The organism is Oleiphilus sp. HI0067, assembly GCF_001635735.1.
Genome location: NZ_LWFI01000122.1, coordinates 1 through 844 on the forward strand (window position 1 = coordinate 1; position 844 = coordinate 844).

Consider the following 844-nt stretch of genomic DNA (forward strand, 5'->3'; position numbering starts at 1 on the left):
TGAATCTTCTAAAAAGGCAGGGGCTAAGTACCTTGCTTCGAGCACAGCAAAAGCACAGCAAGGGGCGCTGCCTGTTTCAGAGATTGGTGAAGGGCTGTTGCTCGCGGTTGCTGGAGCACTATTGTTAACGCCAGGTTTTGTAACAGATGCAATTGGTTTTGCTCTGTTGACGCCTGGTCTTAGAAGCCAATTAGCCAAGCTTGTGGCGGCTAGGATGATCGTTTCTGGTACTCAGTTTTCTCATTCAACTTATTCTTCGCAATCTAGATCTGATCGCTTTGATGATGCAATTGACGCGGAATACGAGGAAGTTCATGAACGACGCGATCAGTTAAAGTAAGTTTTTCAAAAAAAGTTCTTGAGAGGGCTTGAAAAGCTAGTGAGCGGCCCTATCTAAGCATCACACGTTTCTTACGTATCAGAGTGACGTAAGACCAACATAAAAAAATATCTCGAAAGAGACTTATCAAATCGGATTGATAACCTGTTAGGAGAAGCATTGAGATGAACATCCGTCCATTACACGATCGCGTTGTTGTACGTCGTAAAGAAGAAGAAACTACTTCAGCTGGAGGTATTGTTCTTCCAGGTAGCGCTACCGAAAAACCTTCACAAGGTGAAGTAGTTGCAGTAGGTGCTGGTAAAGCACTGGATAACGGTAGTGTGCAAGCGATGGCGGTGAAAGCTGGCGATACTGTGGTATTTGGTCAATACGCTGGAAATACCGTGAAAATTGACGGTGAAGAGCTTCTCATCATGGCTGAAAGCGAAATTTTCGGCATCATCGAAGCGTAATTCGGTTTCATTTTCCTACTGATTAGATACGAGTTAAACAGGACAAAAA

2 protein-coding genes are annotated in these 844 nt (G+C 44.0%); both read left to right on the forward strand.

What is annotated here, in order from left to right:
• On the forward strand, positions 1-340 hold a 340-nt coding region (locus A3739_RS01685; protein WP_231876972.1), incomplete at its 5' end, for an FxsA family protein.
• Between the two features lie 164 nt (positions 341-504).
• On the forward strand, positions 505-795 hold the full coding sequence (locus tag A3739_RS01690) for a co-chaperone GroES (protein WP_068477336.1): 291 nt from the start codon (positions 505-507) through the stop codon (positions 793-795).
• Positions 796-844: the final 49 nt, after the last annotated feature.